The 17,447-nt window shown below is 71.3% G+C and carries 12 protein-coding genes; 7 read left to right on the top strand and 5 right to left on the bottom strand.

Going from position 1 to position 17,447, the window contains the following annotated elements:
- Window positions 1-115 precede the first annotated feature (115 nt).
- Window positions 116-4,789 (top strand): ATP-dependent helicase, encoded by a 4,674-nt coding sequence (locus AB0M95_RS24045; protein WP_363768539.1) that lies wholly within the window; start codon window positions 116-118, stop codon window positions 4,787-4,789.
- A 41-nt stretch (window positions 4,790-4,830) separates the two neighbouring features.
- On the opposite strand, the gene AB0M95_RS24040 is transcribed toward AB0M95_RS24045, so the two are convergent.
- Both AB0M95_RS24040 and AB0M95_RS24035 read right to left on the bottom strand, forming a co-directional pair.
- A complete protein-coding gene (locus AB0M95_RS24040; RefSeq protein ID WP_363768536.1) occupies window positions 4,831-5,448 on the bottom strand; it encodes a M15 family metallopeptidase in 618 nt (205 codons plus the stop codon).
- A gap of 208 nt (window positions 5,449-5,656) precedes the next feature.
- The gene (locus AB0M95_RS24035; RefSeq protein ID WP_363768533.1) at window positions 5,657-7,105 is read right to left on the bottom strand and encodes an ROK family protein; all 1,449 of its coding nucleotides are present in this window, start codon (window positions 7,103-7,105) and stop codon (window positions 5,657-5,659) included.
- A 217-nt stretch (window positions 7,106-7,322) separates the two neighbouring features.
- Here AB0M95_RS24035 and AB0M95_RS24030 point away from each other — a divergent pair, with 217 nt between their 5' ends.
- Genes AB0M95_RS24030 through AB0M95_RS24015 form a run of 4 tightly spaced genes read left to right on the top strand, consistent with a single transcriptional unit; the run spans window position 7,323 to window position 12,057 of the window.
- Window positions 7,323-8,660, top strand: coding sequence for an extracellular solute-binding protein (locus AB0M95_RS24030; RefSeq protein WP_363768530.1), 1,338 nt, complete (start codon window positions 7,323-7,325; stop codon window positions 8,658-8,660).
- Window positions 8,660-9,682 (top strand): sugar ABC transporter permease, encoded by a 1,023-nt coding sequence (locus tag AB0M95_RS24025; RefSeq protein ID WP_363768527.1) that lies wholly within the window; start codon window positions 8,660-8,662, stop codon window positions 9,680-9,682. The genes AB0M95_RS24030 and AB0M95_RS24025 overlap by 1 nt, the downstream gene beginning before the upstream one ends.
- Window positions 9,679-10,530 carry a carbohydrate ABC transporter permease gene (locus tag AB0M95_RS24020; RefSeq protein ID WP_358517494.1) on the top strand — a complete coding sequence of 284 codons (852 nt, stop codon included), beginning with the start codon at window positions 9,679-9,681 and terminating at the stop codon, window positions 10,528-10,530. Before AB0M95_RS24025 ends, AB0M95_RS24020 begins: the two co-directional genes overlap by 4 nt.
- 45 nt (window positions 10,531-10,575) lie before the next feature.
- Window positions 10,576-12,057 carry a glycoside hydrolase family 3 protein gene (locus AB0M95_RS24015; RefSeq protein WP_363768524.1) on the top strand — a complete coding sequence of 494 codons (1,482 nt, stop codon included), beginning with the start codon at window positions 10,576-10,578 and terminating at the stop codon, window positions 12,055-12,057.
- Between the two features lie 93 nt (window positions 12,058-12,150).
- Here the strand turns inward: AB0M95_RS24015 and AB0M95_RS24010 are convergent, their stop codons facing one another.
- On the bottom strand, window positions 12,151-13,824 hold the full coding sequence (locus AB0M95_RS24010; RefSeq protein WP_363768521.1) for a substrate-binding domain-containing protein: 1,674 nt from the start codon (window positions 13,822-13,824) through the stop codon (window positions 12,151-12,153).
- A 181-nt stretch (window positions 13,825-14,005) separates the two neighbouring features.
- The gene (locus AB0M95_RS24005; RefSeq protein WP_358517488.1) at window positions 14,006-15,184 is read right to left on the bottom strand and encodes an ROK family transcriptional regulator; all 1,179 of its coding nucleotides are present in this window, start codon (window positions 15,182-15,184) and stop codon (window positions 14,006-14,008) included.
- Between the two features lie 390 nt (window positions 15,185-15,574).
- On the opposite strand from AB0M95_RS24005, the gene AB0M95_RS24000 reads away from it, so the two are divergent.
- Window positions 15,575-16,024 (top strand): Rrf2 family transcriptional regulator, encoded by a 450-nt coding sequence (locus AB0M95_RS24000; protein ID WP_114027184.1) that lies wholly within the window; start codon window positions 15,575-15,577, stop codon window positions 16,022-16,024.
- 7 nt (window positions 16,025-16,031) lie between these two features.
- Complete coding sequence (locus tag AB0M95_RS23995; RefSeq protein WP_363768517.1) at window positions 16,032-16,826, top strand: DNA-formamidopyrimidine glycosylase family protein; 795 nt, start codon at window positions 16,032-16,034, stop codon at window positions 16,824-16,826.
- 110 nt (window positions 16,827-16,936) lie between these two features.
- On the opposite strand, the gene AB0M95_RS23990 is transcribed toward AB0M95_RS23995, so the two are convergent.
- A complete protein-coding gene (locus tag AB0M95_RS23990) occupies window positions 16,937-17,302 on the bottom strand; it encodes a helix-turn-helix transcriptional regulator (RefSeq protein ID WP_114027182.1) in 366 nt (121 codons plus the stop codon).
- Window positions 17,303-17,447 lie beyond the last annotated feature (145 nt).

Below are 17,447 nucleotides of genomic sequence, written 5' to 3'. Positions count from 1 at the left end.
CCCGCTCTTCCAGCGCGGCGGCTCGCCGGTTGACGGCTCGAACACCATGCGCCGCCCGATCCGCCGGGGACGGGCGGCGGCGATTTTTGTCGGTGGCGGGTTGCATGATGAGGGCATGACCGGATCCGCGCTCGACCACTTCAGCCCTGTGACCAGGCAATGGTTCACCGGTGCCTTCGCCGCGCCCACGGCCGCGCAGGACGGGGCGTGGCGGTCGATCGCGCGCGGAGAGAACACTCTGGTGGTCGCCCCGACCGGCTCTGGCAAGACACTCGCCGCCTTCCTGTGGTCCCTCGACCGCCTGGCCGCCGAGCGGGCCGCGGAGGCGCCCGCGGAAGGCGAGGCCGAGCCGGCCGCCGAGCCCAAGGGCCGCGGGAAGGGAAGGCCCCGGCCCCCGCGCCGCTGCCGGGTCGTCTACGTCTCCCCTCTCAAGGCGCTGGCCGTCGACATCGAGCGCAACCTGCGCGCCCCGCTGGCCGGCCTCAAGCAGACCGCCCGCCGCATGGGCCTGCCCGTGCCCGAGATCTCGGTCGCCGTGCGTTCGGGCGACACCTCGGCCGAAGACCGGCGCCGCTTCGCCGCGCACCCGGCCGACATCCTGATCACCACGCCCGAGTCGCTCTATCTAATGGTCACCAGCCAGGCCCGCGAGGCGTTGCGCGGGGTCGAGACCGTCATCGTCGACGAGGTGCACGCGGTGGCCGCCTCCAAGCGCGGCGCCCACCTCGCGCTCACCCTCGAACGGCTCGACGCGCTGCTGCCCTCCCCCGCGCAGCGGGTCGGCCTGTCGGCCACCGTGCGTCCCGTGAGCGAGGTGGCGGCGTTCCTCGGCGGCCCCCGGCCGACGACGGTCGTGCAGCCGCCGTCGGAGAAGGTCATCGAGGTCGACGTCGTCGTCCCCGTCGAGGACATGACCGAGCTCGACCCGGCCCCGCGCCGGTCTCCCGGGCTCGACGGCGAGGAGGCCCCCTGGCAGCCGGAGCCCGCGCCCCGGCGGTCGATCTGGCCTCACGTTGAAGACCACCTGCTCGGCCTGATCGGCTCCCATCGCTCGACGATCGTGTTCGCCAACTCGCGCCGCCTGGCCGAGCGGCTGTGCGCGCGGCTCAACGAGCTGGCGCTGGAACGCGCCATGGGTGAGGGGAACGGCCAGAGCGGCCCGCCTGCCTCCTCCGCGCCCGCGCAGGTCATGGCGCAGGCCGGGTCCGCCAAGGGTGCGATCCCCGAGATCGTCCGCGCCCATCACGGCTCGGTGTCCAAGGAGGAACGGTCGCAGATCGAGGAGGCCCTGAAGTCCGGGCGCCTGCCCGCCGTGGTCGCGACCTCCAGCCTGGAGCTCGGCATCGACATGGGCTCGGTCGATCTGGTGGCCTGCGTCGAGGCGCCGCCCAGCGTGGCCAGCGGGCTCCAGCGCATCGGCCGGGCGGGCCACCAGGTCGGCGCGGTGTCCAAGGGCGTGATCTTTCCCAAGTACCGCGGCGATCTTGTCCAGACGGCGGTGGTGTCCGAGCGCATGAAGGCCGGCCAGATCGAAGAGATGCGCTACCCGCGCAACCCTCTGGACGTGCTGGCCCAGCAGATCGTGGCGATGTGCGCGCTCGACGAGTGGACGGTCGACGAGCTCGAGACCGTGATCAGGCGGGCCGCTCCCTACGCCACCCTGCCCAGAAGCGCCCTGGAGGCCACGCTCGACATGCTGGCGGGCCGTTATCCGAGCGAGGAGTTCGCCGAGCTGCGCCCGCGCATCGTGTGGGATCGCGTGACCGGCCGCGTCACCGGCCGTCCCGGCGCCCAGCGCCTGGCGGTGACCAACGCCGGCACGATTCCCGACCGCGGCATGTTCGGCGTCTTCCTGGCCGGCGGCGACACCGGGCGAGGTGGGCGCCGGGTCGGCGAGTTGGACGAAGAGATGGTGTACGAGTCCCGGGTGGGCGACGTCTTCCTGCTCGGCGCGACCTCCTGGCGCATCGAGGACATCACCGCCGATCGCGTGCTGGTCTCCCCCGCCCCCGGGCAGCCGGGCAAGCTGCCCTTCTGGCATGGCGACACGCCCGGCAGGCCCGCCGAGCTCGGCCGGGCGCTCGGCGCGTTCCTGCGCGCGCTCTCGCGGGGCGAGACGAGCCGCCTCGCCGAGGCCGGGCTGGACGCCTTCGCGGCCGGCAACCTCCTCGCCTACCTCGCCGAGCAGCGCGAGGCCACCGGCTACGTCCCCGACGACCGCACGCTGGTGGTCGAGCGCTTCCACGATGAGCTCGGCGACTGGCGGGTCGTCATCCACACCCCGTACGGCGCCCGCGTCCACGCTCCGTGGGCGCTCGCGATCGGGCGGCGCCTGCGCGAGCGCTACGGCATGGAGATCCAGGCCATGCACTCCGACGACGGCATCGTCCTGCGCATTCCGGACACGCTGGAGGGGGCTCCGGCTGACGTCGCCGTCTTCGACCCCGACGAGCTCGAGCAGATCGTCGTCGAGGAGCTCGGCGGATCGGCGCTGTTCGCGTCGCGGTTCCGCGAGTGCGCGGGCCGCGCTTTGCTGCTGCCCCGCCGTAACCCGGCCAGGCGGTCGCCGCTGTGGCAGCAGCGCCAGCGGGCGGCCAGTCTGCTGGCAGTCGCGAGCAAGTACGGCTCATTCCCGATCGTCCTGGAGACGATGCGCGAGTGCCTGCAGGACGTCTTCGATGTGCCGGGGCTGGTGCAGATCATGCGTGACATCGCCGCGCGGCGGGTGCGCGTGGTCGAGGTCGAGACCGAGCAGGCGTCCCCGTTCGCGGCGTCGCTGCTCTTCACCTACATCGGCGCCTTCATGTACGAAGGGGACGCGCCGCTGGCCGAGCGGCGGGCCCAGGCCCTGGCCCTCGACACGCGGCTGCTCGCCGAGTTGCTGGGCGAGGCCGACCTGCGCGAGCTGCTCGATCCCGACGTCGTGGCCGACACCGAACGCGAGCTCGCGCGGCTCGACCGGCCGCTGCGCGACGCCGAAGACCTCGCCGACCTGCTGAGAACGCACGGGCCTCTCCAGGCCGAGGACGTCACGGTCCGCGAGGGCGATCCCGCCTGGCTGGCCGATCTGGAGGCCGCGCGACGCGCGATCCGCGTCCGGATCACCGGCGTCGAGCAGTGGGCCGCCATCGAGGACGCCGCCCGGCTGCGCGACGCGCTCGGCGTGCCGTTGCCGGTGGGTGTGCCGCATGCCTTCCTGGAACCCGTGCCGGACCCGCTGGCCGACCTGCTGGCCCGGCATGCCCGCACGCGTGGGCCGTTCCCGGCGGCCACCGCCGCGGCGCGGTTCGGCCTCGGCGTCGCGGTCGTGGTGGACGGGCTGCGGCGGCTGGCGTCGCCGGGCAGGGTGGTGGCGGGCGAGTTCCGGCCGGGCGGCTGGGGGGAAGAGTGGTGTGACGCGGGCGTGCTCCGGCTGCTGCGGCGCAGGTCGCTGGCCCGGCTTCGCAAGGAGGTCGAGCCGGTCCCGCCCGAGGCGCTCGGCGCGTTCTCCCCGGCCTGGCACGGCATCACCGGCGGGCGCACCGCGCGCGGCATGGACGCGCTCGTCCATGCCATCGAGCAGTTGCAGGGCGCGGCCGTGCCGGCGTCCGCGCTCGAGACGCTGATCCTCCCGACCCGGGTGCCGGGCTACGAGCCCGCCATGCTGGACGAGCTGACCGCCTCGGGCGAGGTGATCTGGTCAGGGCAGGGGTCGCTGCCGGGCGGGGACGGCTGGGTGTCCCTGTTCTTCGCCGACACCGCGCCGTTGCTGCTGCCGCCGCCCGCCGAGATCACCATGACGCCGTTGCACGAGAAGGTGCTGGAGGTCCTGGGCGGTGGGGGCGCGCTTTTCTTCCGTGATCTTTCCGGGCGGGTGGGTTCTCTGGACGACACGGCGCTCGCGGGCGCGCTGTGGGACCTGGTCTGGGCGGGCCGCGTCTCCGGGGACACGCTGGCGCCGCTGCGGGCGGCGCTCGGCTCCGGGCGACCCGCCCATCGTCCGACGTCCACCCGCAGGCGGCGGGCCGTGCTGCCGACGCGGTCGGGGCCACCCACGGTCAGCGGGCGGTGGTGGCTGCTGCCCGAACCCTCGTCCGACGCCACCCAGCGCGCCCACGCGCAGGCCGAGGTCCTGCTCGAACGACACGGGGTGATCACCAAGGGCGCCGTCGCGGCCGAGCGGCTGACCGAGGGGTTCGCCACGGTGTATCCGGTCCTGCGGGCGTTCGAGGAGACCGGGCGGTGCCGTCGCGGCTACTTCGTCGAGGGCCTCGGGGGCGCCCAGTTCGCCCTGCCTGGCGCCGTCGACCGCATGCGCGCCCTCGCCGCCACGCTCTCCTCTGCCGCCGCGCCGCCTTCGAGGCCCCGGGCGGCCTCGGAGCCGTGGGAGAGAACATCCGCGGAAGCCCCCAATCACGAAGGATCGCGCACGCGCGCCTCGGAGCAGCGGGCGGTGGTGCTCGCGGCGACCGACCCGGCCAACCCGTACGGCGCGGCCCTGCAGTGGCCGGCCCGCCCGGGAGAGGTCACGCACAAGCCCGGGCGCAAGGCAGGCGCGCTGGTTGTGCTCGTGGACGGCCGGCTGGTGCTGTACGTCGAGCGCGGCGGCAAGACCCTGCTGTCCTTCGCCGACGACGACCGGCTGAGCCCGGCGGTCGACGCGCTGGCCCTGGCCGTACGCGACGGCGCCCTGGGCAAGCTGACCGTCGAGAAGGCCGACGGCAGGGCGATCGTCGACTCCCCCCTCGCCGCCGCCCTGGAGGCCGCCGGCTTCCACCCCACCCCCCGCGGCCTCCGCCTCCGCGCCTGACCGAAAGGCGTGAGTCCGGCCTGGTAAGGGCGGAGGGGTGGTCAGAAGGGGTAGGGGCGAGGGCCGTAGAGGGCGGTGGGGGTGTTGGTGGTCAGGGCCCAGTAGCGGTCGCCGTAGGACCAGTGCCACCACTCGGTGGGGTAGTTCACCAGGCCGGCGCTTTCGAGGGCGCTGCCGAGGATCTTCCGGTGGTCGCGGGCCTCGGCCGAGATGTTGGGCGCGGCCGTGTAGCAGGCGCCGTCACTCTGCTCGGGGGTGGCGTTCACCGCGGTGCCCATGTCGAGCGCGGTCCCGTCGTCGGTGGCCAGCGTCAGGTCCACCGCGGCACCCGCGGTGTGCGGCGCGACCTCGACCGGGGACACGTACCGGCTGGCGGCCACATGCAACTCCGCAGGCGACATTTCTGGATATGCCACCCGGAGCTCGTCCTTGTACTCCTCGAAAATCCGCTTCTGGAGCACCACGGGACGGTAGCCCTCGACCACGAGCAGCCGGTACCCGAACGGGAGCGCCCGCTGGGCGTCCACGAGCCGGGCCAGCACGCCCTCCCGCAGGTGCGCGAAGGCGCCCTGCGGGTCGGCCAGCATGCCGTCGACCGCCAGGACGCCCCGGACGTCGACCAGAGCCTCCCCGTTCTCCTCCACGGCGATCGAGGTCACGCGAGGGTCAGAAATCAGCACGATGTCATGCACGACGAGCAAGTCTCGCACAAGGCGACATCCACGCATCGGTCAGGACTCGGCAAAACGCGCACCCCGACTGTGAAAGCCCTGGGAAGTGTAGGTCGACCGGCGCCCCCGCCGCCGCCCGTACTTCCCGTCCCCCAACGTGGAGAATTCGCCGCGAAGGAAGGCGCGGACGCGGGGATCAGGTGTCCACGGTGCTGCTGAAGACTTCTTCTCGGGCTTGTTCCAGGGCTGCGGTTACGGCGCCCCTCAGGACGGGGTTGCCTTTGACTTCGGTGACCGTCACTCGGGGGCGGCTGGGGCAGATTTCGGCTACCGCCTTTTCGATCCTGCCAGCGAGGGCGCGCCCGCCCGCGCGGCCGACGTCGCCGCTGAGGACGACCAGCCCGGGGTCGAGCACGACGGTGACGGCCGCGACGCCGATCGCCAGCCGCCGCGCCAGCTCGTCCAGGAAGTCCTCCTGACCGGCCGCGACGGCCGCGGACACGAGTTCGGCGGAGGACTGCGCGGCGCGGCGCGGCGGGTGGGTACCGGGAAGGTCGGGGACCTCGTCGGGGACCTCGTGGGAAACGGCAAGAGGCGGGACGGCGGGGAGGCCGGGAACCTCGGGGACGTCGTGCGAGCCGGAGAGGGCGGGGGCACCCGGGACGTCGTGAGAGGCGGCGAGACCGTGGGCGGCGGACACGCCCTGGGAATCGGACACGCCCTGCGCAGCCGACATGTCCTGCGCAGCCGACATGTCCTGGGTAGCCGAGCCGTCCTGGGTGGCCGGCACGTCCTGGATGGTGGGGAGGCCGTGGGTGGTGGCGAGTTCGGTTACGGCGGCGGTGCCCACCAGGCGTTGGAAGGAGCCGGACTGCGGCTCGTTGACGTCGATGGGCAGCGGCTCCCCGGGCACCGGGAGCCAGCCGATCTCGCCCGCGCCTCCGGTGAACCCGCGGTGCAGGCGGGACCCGAGCATGACGCCGAGCCCCTGCCCGATCCCGGCCCAGACGAGGACGAAGTCGTCGACCCCGCGCGCCACGCCGTACGCGTGCTCGGCCAGCGCGGCGAGGTTCACATCGTTCTCGATCATGACCGACGACCCGAACGTGGCCCGCAGGTCGTCGAGCACTCCGGCGTGCCAGGAGGGCAGGTCGAAGGAGAAGCGCACGTCGCCCGTGCGCGGGTCGACGACGCCGCGCGTGCCGATGACCAGCGCGCGCAGCCGGGACAGGCTGACGTTGGCCGAGTCGCACACACGGCGCACCGCGTTGTGCACGGTCTTGACGGGCTCGCCGCTCTCTTCGGGGTCGACGGTCACCTCGGCGATGATCTCGCCGGTGATGTCCGCGACGCCCGCGGTGACACTTTCCGGTAACACTTCGAGCCCCACGACGTACGCACTGGAGGGGACCACCGCGTAGAGCGCGGCGTTGGGCCCGCGGCCGCCGGGGCGTTCTCCCGAGACGGCCACAAGTCCCCGGTCCTCCAGCCGCGCGAGGAGCTGACCGGAGGTGACCTTGGAAAGTCCTGTGTACTCCCCCAGTTCGGCCCGGGTCAGCGGGCCTTTGGAGAGCAATAGTTCCAGCGCGGCGCGGTCGTTGAGCTGACGCAGTAGCCGGGGTGTCCCGGGGTGTCGTCTGGGCATGGGGTCGGGCCCCTCTCGTCACGATCCGCTAACGGGCGTTTCTTTTAAGAAAGTTTCTTGTTAGTTTAGCCGCAGTCACCCCGCAGGCAAGCGATCAGGCCTCGGGATGTCGAGCGCAGAGCACGAGGATGGCGCCCTTCGCCAGGTACACGGCACCTGACGTGCACCTTTAGATGAGCGCGAGCCCGACGCGAAGCCGAGAAGGGAGAACCCAAACGTGAAATTCGGAAAGATCGCTGCCACGACGGCCACGACCGCCGTTCTCGCCATTGGTGTCGCCGCGTGTGGTGGTGGCAGTGAGCCCGCCAAGACCGAAGCCCCCCAGGCGTCGGCGGCCGCCTCCGGTCCCAAGTTCGCCGGCCAGACCCTCACCGTCTGGCGGCTGGGCGCGCCCAACGACGTCCAGACCAAGTACATGACCGACCTGGACGCCAAGTTCAAGGAGCAGACCGGCGCCGAGGTCAACCTCCAGTGGATCCCGTGGCCGGACGCGCAGAAGAAGTGGACCGCCGCGCTGGCCGGCGGCGAGGGCCCGGACGTCACCGAGTTCGGCAACGACCAGGTCGCCGCGTGGGTCGCCCAGGACGCCCTGGCGGACATCACGGAGATCACCAAGTCCACCCCGGACTTCCAGCAGATCCCGCAGAACCTGTGGGGCTACGAGACCATCGACGGCAAGATCTATGCCGCGCCGTGGGGGGGCGGCACCCGCGCCGTTCTGTACCGCAAGGACTGGTTCGACGAGCTCGGCATCCAGCCGCCCAAGACCTGGGACGAGCTGGTGGCCGCAGGCAAGAAGATCGTCGAGAAGAAGGGCAAGGACGTCGACGGCTTCGCCTTCAACGGCGGGTCCGACGCCAACATGTCGCTGTCGCCCTTCGTCTGGTCGGCCGGCGGCGACTTCGCGGCCTTCGAGGGCGGCAAGTGGGTCGGCAAGCTGACCGAGCCCGGCTTCAAGGAGGGCTTCCAGTTCTACACCGACCTGGTCGCCAAGGACGGGGTGTCCGGTAAGGGCCGCCTCAGCCAGAACTCGGTGGACATCGCCCAGCGCTTCGCCGCCGGCAAGGTCGGCATGTACGTGACCGGCGGGTGGGACATCGCCACCATCAAGGAGCAGAGCAAGGGCAAGGTGGGAGAGGACAAGATGGCCTTCTTCTCCCTGCCCAACAAGGAGGGCAGCGGCCCGGCCCCGGCCTTCCAGGGCGGCAACGACATCGCCATCTGGAAGGACGCCAAGAACCCCGAGCTCGCCGCCGAGTACCTGAAGCTCGCCGCCGGCAAGGAGTTCGGCACGCGGTACGCCAAGGACGGCGGCCTGCTGCCGCTGTACCCGGACGCCCTGGCCGAGTACGCCAGCGACCCGGTCCAGGCGCCGTTCGCCGAGACCTTCAAGGTCGCCAAGGGCTTCCCGGCCTCCCCGAACTGGGCCGAGGCCAACGACACCAAGGCCGTGCTCCAGAACGCGGCCCGCGCCGTCATCGAGGGCAAGAAGAACGCCGACACGGCCCTCGCCGACGCGAACACCGAGCTCGAGACCATCCTGAACCAGCAGTAATGATGGCGCAGACGTCAACGGTCGCCCGGGACGGAGGCAACCCCTCCGCCCCGGCGCGGCGCCGTTCCCACCAGCCGCCGCCCCGCCGTAGCGGGCTCCCCACCTGGGTCGTCCCCTACGTGCTGCTCGTCCCGGGTCTCCTGGTCATCGCGATCCTCCTGCTCTACCCGCTGTACCAGATGGTCGACATGTCCTTCCACAAGGTGGGACTGCGCCAGATCCGGCCCAACCCGCAGCCCGCCGAGTTCCTCGGGGCGCAGAACTACTCCGACGTCCTCGCCTCGGACCTGTTCTGGACCTCGCTGCGCAACACCGTCGTGTTCGCCGTGGTCACCGTCGCGCTGACGCTGATCCTCGGCACGCTGGTCGGCCTGCTGCTGAACAAGCTCGGGCGCAAGATGTCGACGTTCCTCGTGGTCGGCATCATGGCCGCCTGGGCCACCCCGCCCACCGCCACGGCGATCATCTGGAAGTGGCTGTTCGACTCCGACGCGGGCGTGGTGAACTGGTCGCTCAACCTCCTGCCCGACGGCCTGTCCAACCTGATCTTCGGACGGTCGGACTGGTCGGGCCAGCCCTGGCTGAACGCCCCCTCGACGATCTACGTCGTGCTGGTCATCGCGGTCGTCTGGGCGTCGTTCCCGTTCATCGCGGTGTCGGTGCTGGCGGGTCTCAAGAGCATCCCGTCGGAGCTGTACGAGGCCGCGCGGGTGGACGGGTCGTCGGCGGCAGTCACCTTCAGGAGGATCACCTTCCCGCTGCTGAAGCCGGTGTTCTCCGTCCTGCTGGTGCTCTCGATCATCTGGGACTTCAAGGTGTTCACCCAGCTATACGTGCTGGCCGGCGGCACCACCAACCGGGAGGCGTTCAACCTGTCGCTGTGGGCCTACACCGAGGCGTTCAGCGCGCCTCCGAAGATGGGCTTCGGCGCCGCCATCGCGGTCATCCTGACCGTAATCATGCTCGTCATCACGGCCGTGTACGTCCGGCAGATCGTGCGAACGGAGGCGGACGTGCGATGAAGCCGCAAACCGTCAAGCGGGTCAAGGCGTCCGGGCTGAACACCGCCGCCATCGTGATCTTCCTGTTCGCGGTGTTCCCTGTCTACTGGATGGTCGCGACCGCGTTCAAGCCCAACGACGAGATCTTCACCACCCGGTTCATCCCGTTTCCGCTCGCGCCGACCATGGACCACGTGTCGCGGGTGCTCACCCAGGGTGTGGCGGGCCACTCCATCTGGCGCTACCTGTCCAACAGCGCCATCGTCGCGCTCGGCACGGTGCTGATCGGCGCGGTCTTCGCGCTGCTCGCCGCCACCGCCGTGTCGCGCTTCCGCTTCCGGTTCCGCACGAGCTTCCTGATCCTCCTGCTGATCGTGCAGATGGTGCCGGCCGAGGCGCTGCTGATCCCGCTGTTCCTCATGGTCAAGCGGCTCGGACTGTACGACCAGCTCGTCGGGCTGATCATCGTGAACGTGGGCTTCACGCTCCCATTCGCGATCTGGATGCTGCGGACGTTCGTCGCCGCGGTGCCCAAGGAGCTGGAGGAGGCGGCGGCCATCGACGGCGCCGGCCGCTTCGTCACCTTCTGGAGGGTGCTCTTCCCGCTGGTCGCCCCCGGCCTGGTGGCGACGAGCATCTTCTCGTTCATCACCGCGTGGAACGAGCTCGTCTTCGCGCTGACGCTGATCAACGACCAGGGCAACTACACGATGCCCGTCGCGTTGCAGTTCTTCACCAGCCAGCGCTCGACGGACTGGGGCGGCATCATGGCCGCCTCGACGCTGATGACCATCCCGGTCATCGTCTTCTTCCTGCTGGTGCAGCGGCGCATGGTCTCCGGTCTGGTCGCCGGCGCCGTGAAGGGCTGACGTTCCCCGCCTTCCCACCTTTGAGCTAAGGAGTCGAATATCGCCATGTCTGAGTTCTCCGCGGGCGCGTCCTCCCAGGGCGAGTTCTCTGTGGACGGCGATCGGGGTCTGCACCGCCTCGCGGCCGGAACGCTGCTCGCGGCCTTCCCCGGCACCACCGCTCCCGACTGGATACTTGATGAGCTCGCCGGCGGTCTCGGCGGCGTCACGCTCTTCGGGTTCAACGTCGAGGGGCCCGAACAGCTTCTCGCCCTGACCAGCCGGCTCCGCGGCGCGGGCGACCCGGTCATCTCCCTTGACGAGGAAGGAGGCGACGTCACCCGGCTCGCCTACCACGTCGGCAGCCCGTACCCGGGCAACGCAGCGCTCGGGGCCGTGGACGACGTCGAGCTGACCCGCCGGGTGTACCGCGCGATCGGCGACGACCTCGCCCGGTGCGGTATCAATCTGGACATGGCTCCGGACGCGGACGTCAACACTGCGGACGACAACCCCGTCATCGGCACCCGTTCGTTCGGATCCGACCCCGGCCTGGTGTCGCGGCACACCGTGGCCGCCGTGGCGGGGCTCCAGGACGCGGGCGTGGCGGCCTGCGTCAAGCACTTCCCGGGGCACGGCGCGACCCGCCAGGACTCCCACCTGGAGATCCCCATGGTCGACGTCTCCCGCGAGGTCCTGTGGGAGCGCGAGCTGGTGCCGTTCAGGGCCGCGATCGAGGCGGGCACGAAGTCCGTCATGACCGCTCACGTGCGCGTGCCCTACCTGACCGGTACGGACCCCGCCACGCTCTCGGCCCCCGCGTTGACCGAGCTCCTCAGGGGTGAGCTCGGATTCGACGGCGTGGTGATCTCCGACGCCCTGGACATGCACGCGATCACCAAGAGCGTGGGGCTCGGCGGGGGCGCGGTGCTCTCGCTGGCCGCGGGGTCGGACCTGCTGTGCCTCGGCCCGCTGCCGACGCGCGAGCAGATCCAGGAGGTCAAGGCCGAGATCGTGGCGGCCGTGCGCGACGGGCGGCTGCCGCTGGCCCGCCTGGAGGAGTCCGCCGAGCGCGTCGCCCGGCTGCGCGGCTGGTTCTCGCTGCCGCGCGAGGTCCCTCGGGACGGCAACGTGATCGGCCTCACCGCTGCCCGCCGCGCGGTGAGCGTGTCCGGCACGGCCGCCCCTCTGGTCAACCCGTTCGTGGTCGAGGTCGAGACCCCGCCCACGATCGCGGTCGGCGACGTGCCGTGGGGCTTCGCCCCGTGGCTGCCGGACGCCGAGATCGCCCGGGTCAAGCCGGACGACGCCGACGCGACGAGCCTGCTGGAACAGGCCATCGGGCGCTCGCTGGTCATCGTGGTGAAGGACGCGCACCGGCACCGGGCGAGCCAGGACATCGTCTCGGCGCTGCTGGCCGGACGGCCGGACGCGACCGTCGTGGAGATGGGCCTGCCGATCTGGCGCCCGCCGGCGGCGACCTACATCGCGACCTACGGGGCCGCCCGCGCCAACGCCCAGGCCGCCGCGGAGCTCTTCTCGGCCTGACCTCCGCCTGGCCCCCGCGGACCCGGCCCCGGTGCGTGTCGAGAAGGACGCCGCGCACCGGGGCCGATCAACGCCCACGGGGTGACGGCCGTGTCAGCGCAGGTCGCACGTGGGTGGAGACGGCTGCGGCGGCGTCGGGCAGGCGGCGAACCCCGCCTGGCCGAGCCGCGAGTGGCCCCGCACGAACGTGAAGAAGGCGTCCGTCAGGGAGCCCTGCTTGGGCTCGCCCACGGTGTAGAGGTACTCCACCGTCCAGTACGGGTAGCCGGGCCGGGAGGTCGCGTAGTCGAACTCCTGGCCGTCCAGGGTCAGCGCCGTGATCGCGTTGTCGACGGCGCCGTCCTGGCGCGCCTTCCTGATCGAGTCCAGGTCGGCGTACCCGATGGCGCCGGCACCCTTGGCCACCGCCTCGATGACCTTCTGGTTGTTCGCCTGCTCGCAGCGGATCACGGGCGTGTCGGAGGGACGGGTCTTCGCCAGGCAGTCGTCCGAGGTGAGCGACGGCTCGCCGAAGCCGAGCACGTGCTTCTCGAACACCTCCCGGGTGCCGGAGGCGTAGCCGCGCCCGACGATCCTGATCGGCAGGTCTCCGGCCTTCGCGCCGGGGACCTGGTTCCAGTTCGTCCAGGTGCCCTTGTAGATCTTGCGCAGGTCCTCGACGCCTATCGTGGTCAGGCCCACCCCGCGGTTCACCACCACCTTGAACACGACGATCGCGACCTTCTGGGCGCGCAGCCGTGACGTGGCGGCCAGGCTCTTGCCGTCCGACAACGCGACGACCTCCGGTGACTGCCCAGGGGCGGACGCCCCCACGTCCCGGACGCCGTCGAGAGAGCCGTTCGCCAGCGTGTCGATCCGCGCGTCGCCGCACGTCTTGACGTACTCGTCCCGGATCGCCACCAGCGCCGGCATGAACGCGCTGGAGCCCTCGACCCGCAGATGGCCGGATGCGCACCCCACCGTCGGATCGCCGGACCTGGCGGCTATCTGGCTCACCACCAGCACGATGGTCAGCAGGGCGGCCAGCGCGCCGCTGACCCTGGGCAGGGTGAGGCTGCGGGTGTCGCCCTCGTCCTTGATCAGGCCGTTGTCCTTGAGCCTGCCCCCGTGGGCGAGGTCCTTGGTGATCTCGTCGCCGTAGTTGGACGGCGGCTCGCGCAGGACGACGACGAGCTTGGCCTTCTGCCCGCGCCGCAGGGACAGCCCGTCCATCCACACGCCGTACCAGTGCGGCTCGGCGGCGTCCTGGCCGGTGGGAGCGCGCAGGAGGCGGCCCATCCTCTCGGCGAGCCGTCCGCGGACGGTGAGGAGGTTGTCGCGGGCGGCGCGACCGTCGTCGGCGAAGAAGCGCAGCGCGTTCCTCAGTTCCTCGCGCAGCGCGGTGTTGCTCGCCTCGGAGATGCGGGCGTTCCAGACGACGCGCCCGCCGAAGGTGAACGACAGCGGCTTGGCGAAGTCCTCGGGGTCGATGTCGTAGCTGCCGCTGTTGCGGATGCGGATGACGACCACGCTCATCCGGTCGAGCAGGCGCACGACCTGGCGTAACTGGCGGGGCCCGGAGTCGGCGGGGTCGGCGCCGTCGTGCAGGCGCTCGGGCCCGATGCCGATCTTGGAGTTGTACAGCACGCGGAAGCCGAGGCGTTTGCGCCGCACCAGCAGCCGATCGACGAAGGGGGCGGCGACGAACAGGGCGATACCGAACAGGACCGCACCGGCGCCATCGCCGAGGAAGCCCACGAATCGCTCCAGCCACCCCAGTGCGTCCACCAGGCCCTCCCTCGCAACCTGGTTCAATTCTGGCGACAGCACCGCATACACCTGGGGCGTCGCGGATCAGTTCACGCGGAGTTCCCCTGGCGGACATCCACCGGCCCGAAAGTGATCAGCCGCGTGTCAGGGAACGCGGAAACCGCCGTCAAAGAACGCCCGGCCGTGCACATCCGGGGTCTCAGGACGCGAAAAGCTCCTCACGGGCACGCTCCAACGCGGCGAGAATGGCCCCGCGCAGCACCGGCCGGACCTTGACCTCGCTCACCACGACCTCGGGCCGGATCGGGCAGATGCGCGCCACGGCCTCCTCGACCCGGTAGGTCAGCGCGGCGCCGCCCGCCCGGCCGACCTCGCCGTTCAGCACGACCAGCGAGGGGTCCAGGACGACGCACACCGACGCGACGCCGAGCGCCAGGCGGTGGGCGAGCTCGTCCAGGAACGCCGAGCCGGCCTCGCCGCTCTCGACGGCCGCGCGGACGGCGTCGGCGGCCGAGCGACCTGGGAAGCCCTGCCGCTCGGCGAGCTCGGCCACGGCCTCGGCGCTGATGAGGGACTGCAGGCCGCCCGCCAGCGACGGCATCCGCCCCGGCACCGCCTTGACGTCCCCCGCCAGGGGCACGCCCGGCACCGGCAGGTAGCCGATCTCGCCCGCGGTGCCCGACCGGCCGCGGTGCACCCGCCCGCCGAGGAAGACGGCGAGGCCGACGCCGCGCTCGACCCACAGCAGGACGAAATCGTCGACGTTCTTGGCCGCGCCCTCGGAGCGCTCGGCGATCGCGGCGAGGTTCACGTCGTTCTCGATCGTGACGGGCCGCCGCAGGTCGCGGGCGAGGGCCTGGTGACTGCCCTCGTGCCAGCCGGGCAGGTCGAAGGAGAACCGGACGTCGCCGCTGCGCGGGTCGACCACGCCGGGCGTGCCGATGACGATGCCCTTGAGGCGCGACAGGGCGACCTTGCCCGAGCGGCAGGCCTTCACGACCGCGTTGTGGACGAGCGCGACGGGGTCGTCGTGCCCATTGGTGGAAACCGACACTTCTGCCACGATTTCCCCGTTGATATCGGCGATCGCGGTGGTCACCGAATCAGGACCCACGTCGAGCCCCGCGACATACGCGGAAGAGGCGATCACGCCGTAAAGGGCCGCATTGGGCCCCCGGTTCCCGGCCTGTTCTCCGACCACCTCGACGAGCCCGCGCTCCTCCAGCCGCGAGAGGGTCTGAGAGGCGGTGACCTTGGACAGGCCGGTCATGTCGCCGATCTGTCCCCTGGTCAGCGGGCCCGAGGAGAGCAGCAGCTCCAGCGCGGCCCGGTCGTTGATCTCCCGTAGCAACCTGGGCACGCCAGGACGTCGCTCCATCGCATGCTCTCTTGTCGTCGGTCCCCGTTTGGATTTATCACAAACCAGCGGCGTGGTGTGACACAACCATTCCTCAGTAAAGCTTCCTGCCAGTTTAGCGGCACCGCAGGTAGGGAACGGCTCCGGCGGCACGCCGCGCGCGCTCCATTTCCCCCAGAGGCCCGCGGAGCGCCCGCCGCCCGCCAGGACCCCTGATCGCCCCAGGGGTTCCCTAACGCCGGGCGGGCGTCCCCGTGAAGCGGATCGGCCGCACACCGGTCACCCGGCGGGCCGGCACGGTCACGTTCGGTGTTCGTGCGGGGCCAGCAGGGCCGTACCTTTCTCAGATCATCTGCCTGTTGTGGTGCGGTTGCGGCTAACCACGCTTTAGCAGGCGGGATAATCGATAACATGCGTCTTTCCGCCCGTGTCGACTACGCCCTCCGCGCCGCCGCCGAGCTGGCCGCCTCCGGCAGCGGTCCCACCACCGTGGGCGAGCTCGCCAAGGAACAGGAAATGCCCCCCAAGTACCTGGAGAATATCTTGCTCCAGATGCGCCGGGCCGGGCTGGTCCGCGGCCAGCGGGGCCCCGAGGGTGGGTACGTCCTGGCCAGGCCGGCCACCGAGATATCCCTGGCCGATGTGATCCGCGCCGTGGACGGTCCGCTGGCCAACGTCCGGGGCGAGCGCCCCGAGCACGTCGGCTACCGCGGAGCCGCCCGCTCCTTGCAGCAGGTGTGGATCGCCCTGCGCGCCAGCGAGCGCGCCATCCTCGAGGAGGTCACCCTGGACCAGATCGCCTCCGACAGCCTGCCCCATCGCGTGATGGAGCTCGCCGCGGACCCGGCGGCCTGGGACTGAGCGTGCCATGCCCGAGGGCGACGCGGTCTACCGGACGGCGGTCACGCTGCGGGCCGCCCTCGACGGCCGGGTGCTGACCCGGTCGGACTTCCGCGTGCCCCGGTACGCCACCGCCGACCTCACCGGGCGATCCGTCCTGACCACCGTTCCCCGGGGCAAGCATCTGCTCACCCGGGTCGAGGGCGGGCTGACCGTCCACACCCACCTGCGCATGGACGGAACCTGGCGCGTCCAGCCCGGGGGGACCCGCCCGCCGGGCGGCCCGGACGCCGTCCGGCTCGTGCTCGCCAACGCGCGGTGGCAGGCGGTGGGGATCAAGCTCGGCATGGTCGACCTGCTGGCGACCGCGCACGAGGACCGGGTGGTCGGGCATCTGGGGCCCGACCTGCTCGATCCCGGCTGGGAGGACGGGCACGCGGCGCGAGCGGCGCGCAACATCGCGGCGCGTCCCGAGGTGATGATCGGAGAAGCGCTCCTGGACCAGCGCAACGTGGCGGGAATCGGCACGATCTGGCGCGCCGAGACGCTGTTCCTGTCGGGGATCTCACCGTTCACGCCCGCCGGGGACGTGCCGGACCTGACGAAGATGATGACGCTCGCCCACCGCCTGCTGGAGGCGAGCAAGGACGAACGGGGAGGCCCGCTGACGACGGGCGACCGGCGCCCGGGGAGGCGCCTGTGGGCGTACGGCCGGGCCGGGAGGCCCTGTCTTCGCTGCGGGGGGAAAGTGGTCGGCGGCGAGCTCGGGGCACAGCCATACGAACGTGTGGTCTTTTACTGTCCCGCCTGCCAGCCGCGTTGAACACGCCGACCCACCGGGTGCGGCGTCCGGGACGTCAGGACACAGCCCATCGCGAATTCGTGGCGTCGTGACGGGCCGCGGGTCAGGACGGAAAGGGGGCGACCGCGGACCTACGCGGCGACCATGTCCTTGACTTCGGGGAAACCGTCGAACTCTGGGCCCGAGATCGTGGTGGAGACGGTCTCGGCGATGGGAAGACGCTCGTGCTCGGGCGCATCGGCCAGCACGGGCGCGTGTTGAAGCTCGGCCAGCGCGAACTGGTCGGACACCTCGCGGAGCACCTGCGAAAGAGGCACGCCCAAGGCGCCGCAGATCGACGCGAGCAGCTCGGAGGACGCTTCCTTCTGACCGCGTTCAACCTCGGACAGGTAGCCAAGGGAGACACGGGCCAGTGTGGAAACCTCACGCAGGGTGCGTGCCTGCCGCACCCGCAGCCGCCGCAGCACGTCACCGAGCAGCTGACGCAGCAGGACCATCTGTCGCTCCCTCCCGGGCGCAGGCGCCTTCACGACACTCCGCGCGGTCGGTTCGTATCGCCCGTTCTTCGGATGCCCTTCGTACATGCTCCTCGCCGTCATCATTGGTTCGCTCGGCGCCTTCGCCGGGCGCTCGCCGGACCTG

This window comes from Sphaerisporangium sp. NPDC051017, assembly GCF_040683095.1.
Classification (GTDB): Bacteria; Actinomycetota; Actinomycetes; order Streptosporangiales; family Streptosporangiaceae; genus Sphaerisporangium.
The sequence above is the reverse complement of the archived record's forward strand: the minus strand, read 5'-3'. Positions and strand labels throughout refer to the sequence as shown.

What these genes read in the sequence shown, in the direction of transcription:
- AB0M95_RS24045 (WP_363768539.1), top strand. Translation starts at nt 116, where the DNA reads ATGACCGGATCCGCGCTCGACCACTTCAGCCCTGTGACCAGGCAATGG.
- AB0M95_RS24035 (WP_363768533.1), bottom strand. Translation starts at nt 7,105, where the DNA reads ATGCCCAGACGACACCCCGGGACACCCCGGCTACTGCGTCAGCTCAAC.
- AB0M95_RS24025 (WP_363768527.1), top strand. Translation starts at nt 8,660, where the DNA reads ATGATGGCGCAGACGTCAACGGTCGCCCGGGACGGAGGCAACCCCTCC.
- AB0M95_RS24020 (WP_358517494.1), top strand. Translation starts at nt 9,679, where the DNA reads ATGAAGCCGCAAACCGTCAAGCGGGTCAAGGCGTCCGGGCTGAACACC.
- AB0M95_RS24015 (WP_363768524.1), top strand. Translation starts at nt 10,576, where the DNA reads ATGTCTGAGTTCTCCGCGGGCGCGTCCTCCCAGGGCGAGTTCTCTGTG.
- AB0M95_RS24005 (WP_358517488.1), bottom strand. Translation starts at nt 15,184, where the DNA reads ATGGAGCGACGTCCTGGCGTGCCCAGGTTGCTACGGGAGATCAACGAC.
- AB0M95_RS24000 (WP_114027184.1), top strand. Translation starts at nt 15,575, where the DNA reads ATGCGTCTTTCCGCCCGTGTCGACTACGCCCTCCGCGCCGCCGCCGAG.
- AB0M95_RS23995 (WP_363768517.1), top strand. Translation starts at nt 16,032, where the DNA reads ATGCCCGAGGGCGACGCGGTCTACCGGACGGCGGTCACGCTGCGGGCC.
- AB0M95_RS23990 (WP_114027182.1), bottom strand. Translation starts at nt 17,302, where the DNA reads ATGGTCCTGCTGCGTCAGCTGCTCGGTGACGTGCTGCGGCGGCTGCGG.